Source organism: uncultured Succinivibrio sp. (assembly GCF_902756765.1).
In the GTDB taxonomy this organism is placed as follows: Bacteria; Pseudomonadota; Gammaproteobacteria; order Enterobacterales; family Succinivibrionaceae; genus Succinivibrio.
Map to the genome: position 1 here is coordinate 1 of NZ_CACVSS010000129.1, position 4,003 is coordinate 4,003.

A 4,003-nucleotide genomic window follows, 5' to 3' on the forward strand; every position below is an offset into this window, starting at 1 on the left:
TCGCTCATTGGGCATGGATCATCCTGAGGGATTTCATACTTGGCTGACAGGTCTTCATGATTTGCGATTTTCACAACGGTGATACGTACTTTGCACATATTATTTTCTCCGTATGTATGTTTGATGTAGAAATTTTTTATTATTTTTTTTCTTTAATAAAAGCTTTTTTTGTTTTTTTCGCAAGAAATGGAATTCGTTTTTTGGAGAGTCCGCACAGCATATTATTCAATTTTTACAGATTTTCTTAAAAAACATAAAGACAGGCTAAGAGCCTGCCGATAACTGCATTAGTTAACAGTTTTAAAAAGAAATTCAGAGATTGCCCCGTGTTTTTTGGAGCAATTTCAAATAACCTGAAAAAAATAAGGATAATCTTCAGCTCTATATCTATAATTTGATAGATCCAGATGATTTTTTCAGGTTTTTTCAATAGATAGTTTGGTGAAAGAACATGGCAGGACTGATAGACAGTATTGAACAAAAAACAGGAATCGTAGGACAGAACCGCATGGAGATGCTTCTGTTCAGACTTCCAAATAATCCACAGCTTTACGGTCTGAATGTTTTTAAGATCCTTGAAATCGTTCATTGCCCTCATATTACAATTCTGCCTAAACTGCATCAGTCAGTAATCGGTGTGATTGATGCCCGTGGAATCACCTCGTCTGTTATCGATCTGAGCTTTGCCATGGGAGGACCTGCCACAAGGAATCTGGACAAGCAGCTGCTTTTAATGACCGAGTACAACAAGTCAATTCAAGGTTTCGTGGTCAACCGTGTAGAGCGTATCGTGGATATCAGCTGGGATAAGATTAAGCCTGCTCCTCAGGGGGTTGGTCAGAAATCCTATCTGGTTGCTGTAACCGAATTTGATAAGGAACTGGTGGAAATCATCGACGTTGAGAAGATCCTTTCCGAAATTTCACCGGACAAGAGAGTTATTACCGACCATCCTGATGATGTTAAGGCACATCTGCAGGAAATCATCAGACCTAATGCCAAGATTCTGGTTGCCGATGACTCCAAGATCGCCTTAAAACAGACCGTCAATACCATCAAGAGTCTCGGTCTTGAGGCAATTGAGGCTCACGACGGCAAGCAGGCACTGGATATTATCAACAAGTACCAGGCTGAAGGTAAGCTCAGTGAGATTGAACTGCTGATTTCGGACGTTGAAATGCCAGAACTCGACGGTTACTCACTGTCTGCTGCTATTCGCAGAAATCCTTTATTAAAGGAACTGTATGTTATTCTGCATACCTCAATTTCCGGTGTCTTCAATGAGAGTATGCTCAAACGCGCAGGCGCCAACGGATTTATCGCAAAATTTGATCCGGAAATTCTGTCCTCCACCATTATCGGTGCCATTGAATCCCTTCACAACGGCTTCAATCCAGCCGAGGGCGTTCTGGAGAATATTGATAAAGCCAAAGAAGCAAGTGACAGCTTCAAGTATGACAAGAGCAAAGGAAGTTAGAGATTAACCAATTCTCTCTCAAAGATCCTGAGGAGTTATGGAATTCCTCAGGATTTTCTTTTTTTGAAGTGAGATTTCTGGACCTTGAAAACTTCAGTGTCTGAGGACCTATTCCTTGATAGGCATATAGAAAAGCTCTCCCCAGTCATGATCCTTCTTATAGTTCATCATCATAACCAGCAGCATTGAAGGGATCAGATCGCTCATAAAGCCTACCGCATCCTCGATTGTCTCACGGTTTAACCTGCTGCCGCAGGAGGAGCCGCCATGCATCAGCTGGTTGCGAATTACATACAGACGATCAAAAACAATGGAGAGAATAGTGCTTACATCCATTTTTATACGGCAGTCGTTGTACTTCTTCACGGAAGCTGCCAGAGAACGGTCCCAGTCAGCCGCATTTTTATCACCTTTGGAATAATCCCAGAACTTCTGGAAGGTGAATTTGTTTTCTACCAGAAAGGAGATTCTCATGGCGTACTTGCCACAGACCACAGATGCCAGAAGATTTATCGAGTCCAGAGAAATAATCTTTTCAATAAAGTTCTTAAAGGCATACTTTTCACTGTTGGTGTGATCCATTGGCGGAAGGGATTTGCCATAAGCGGCATTAAAGGCAATCCACAGACAGATAAACTTCATATCAAGATCACCGTCCTCGGTGTACGTATCGGCTTTTCTTAGCCAGGTCATTGAACGATGAATGCGGGTACGGAAAGTCTCGTCGAAGCTTAGTTTGCGCTCCTGATAGTATTCATTTGTTTTTGTCAGCATAGTATCTTACCTCTCTCTTAATTTTAGGAAGCACAAAGAAAGGTGGGTTTGGCAGAGGTCAAATAATCAGGTTATTTTCTGAGTTATCTTGAAGAGATTCGTTTTATTTTTTGTAACTATTTATTTTATAAAATGTTTTTGTTTAACTTTAGCTCTTTCTCTACTTTCGCAGTTAATTTTGTACTGCAGAATGTTATATAACCTTGATAAACTCGGGGGGTAGCTCTTTAATAAATTATACAAATATCTGTCTTACCTGAATTTATAAGGCTGTTGCTGGAATTAAATCTTTTAGATCCTTTTTCCAGTGGTTTATAAATTCAACAACGTAACAGGTTAAACCTCCGAACCAGTTTCGGATTAGTGATGAGATTTCTCTTCTAACTGCTTTTATCTGGTCACCAGTTATAATCTTCTTTCTAGCGAGAACTTCTGGAAGAGTTCTTATTGAGGCAATTAGAATTAGTAGACTATGTGCTATAGGCATTTCCCTAATCTGATCCTGGATGCATTTTCCAAGAGCGCCAATAGCTCTAACATCTGATTCGATTCTTCTTTTGAATTCTAGGAAAGATGCTCTTATACATGAGAGATTGGCAAAAGCAGCAAGGTTGTCAAACTTTACTGAAATTGATTCAGAGCCTAATCCCAGATACTGTTTCTGATTTTCAAAATTGACCTCAATTTTCCACCTTCTGGAGTAGTATTTAACAATCTGCTCGTCAGATAAAGTTAGGTCTGTTGAAGAAATAACCACGAACTCATCTGGATTGTTACGGTTGCTGACAAAAACAAGTTTCAGCTTGATACCTTCAGAGATTTTCTCATTTGCTGTCGCAGCAACAACTGTTACAGAGAATAGAATTGCATTGTTAATTTTTTTGGTCTTTCTTTTTGAGGAGTTAACCTTCATTTTCTCGGCAATACTTTGTAATGTTCTGTATTCAGTGGCGTTACCACGATTATTTAACAGGTAGTATTTGCGGTGATCCTGTTTCAGCATTCCAATAATGTTCAAACCGAGAGGTGTAATGTTTTTTAACAGAGACTCGTAGTTGAACCAGGAATCAAACAGGACATAGTTTGCATTAAATCCATTTTTGGTAGCTCTCTTTATCCAGCTGACAACAAGTTCAGGCTTAGTACGTTCTAGTGCCTCGGTTCGGATTTGTGAAACGTGTGTCCTTTTATCCAGACCTGTTTTACAAATAGCATCAGGGCAGGCTTTTTGAGTATGTTTTTTCTGAAAAGCCTCACTCTCTTCATCGGAAGCAAGAAGTTTTGAACCAAGTGGTATGTAGGATTCTCCGTCAGTCCATCCCATCTGTAGACAAGAATAACCTCGTACAGAACAACCTTCATTATGATCGAAGGTCCATGTACAGAGCTCCATTTTCTTAGCCTTAGGATATTCAAGAACGGAATCATCAAAGACAAAACAGTATCTGTTCTTTTCTCGGTTGGAGTTGAGAGAATCTATTTTTTTGTAGGCTTCATGAGCAACATTTAATGACAACTGTTCCCAGTTTCCATTAGTTCCCTCCATGAATCTATACATAGAAGACTCACATACAGGAAGAAGGTTACCTGCAGAAGAGGTTGCTGCAGCATGAAGGTTCTCCGCAATAAAACCTGAGGAGATGGCTCCAATAATCATGTCATTGGCAGAAGGTCCACGTTTTTTCTTAAATCCAGCTCTTGTAATACATCTTTTCAACTGAAGTTTTTTAAAAAACTTATTAAGAGGGTTAA

Annotated in this window: 3 protein-coding genes; 1 reads left to right on the forward strand and 2 read right to left on the reverse strand. The window is 39.6% G+C overall.

The window, feature by feature from the left end; genetic code table 11:
- Positions 1-451 precede the first annotated feature (451 nt).
- Positions 452-1,477 carry a chemotaxis protein gene (locus QZU45_RS11155; RefSeq protein ID WP_295355295.1) on the forward strand — a complete coding sequence of 342 codons (1,026 nt, stop codon included), beginning with the start codon at positions 452-454 and terminating at the stop codon, positions 1,475-1,477.
- Positions 1,478-1,585: 108 nt separating this feature from the next.
- Here the strand turns inward: QZU45_RS11155 and QZU45_RS11160 are convergent, their stop codons facing one another.
- Positions 1,586-2,251 carry a HEPN domain-containing protein gene (locus QZU45_RS11160; RefSeq protein WP_295355297.1) on the reverse strand — a complete coding sequence of 222 codons (666 nt, stop codon included), beginning with the start codon at positions 2,249-2,251 and terminating at the stop codon, positions 1,586-1,588.
- Positions 2,252-2,513: 262 nt separating this feature from the next.
- Positions 2,514-4,003: transposase (locus QZU45_RS11165; protein WP_295355299.1), on the reverse strand; the 1,490-nt coding region annotated here is incomplete at its 5' end.

What these genes read in the sequence shown, in the direction of transcription:
- QZU45_RS11155 (WP_295355295.1), top strand. Translation starts at nt 452, where the DNA reads ATGGCAGGACTGATAGACAGTATTGAACAAAAAACAGGAATCGTAGGA.
- QZU45_RS11160 (WP_295355297.1), bottom strand. Translation starts at nt 2,251, where the DNA reads ATGCTGACAAAAACAAATGAATACTATCAGGAGCGCAAACTAAGCTTC.